General features: G+C 48.1%; 1 protein-coding gene. It reads right to left on the reverse strand.

Features of this window, described 5'->3' with window-relative positions:
• Positions 1-312, reverse strand: a 312-nt coding sequence (locus FS628_RS33235) for an NFACT family protein (protein ID WP_186328030.1), incomplete at both ends; no start/stop codon positions are given.

Genomic DNA, 312 nt, shown 5'->3' on the forward strand with positions numbered 1-312 from the left:
GGGTAGGTGGTGATGGAGGGAGTGAGATGATGAATGGGATGGAGAATGGTTGGAGTTAGAGGATGAAGGAAAATAATGTTAGTGTGAGGAGGGATTAATTGAATGATGATGGGTTTAAGGGAAAGGTGGGGGAGTTGGTGGGGCTGAGGGAGATTGATGTGGATAATAGGTTGGATGGGAATGTGAGGGATGTGGTGAATGATTGGAGGTTCAGAGTGGTTGGGGAGGAGGATGGAGAAGATGGGTGGTTGAGTGGGATTAAGGAATGTGTTTTGGGTAAAATGGAGACGGGGATATGTGGGGGTTGGGGAA

It is taken from the genome of Paenibacillus xylanexedens (genome assembly GCF_007676705.1).
Taxonomy (GTDB): domain Bacteria; phylum Bacillota; class Bacilli; order Paenibacillales; family Paenibacillaceae; genus Paenibacillus; species Paenibacillus xylanexedens_C.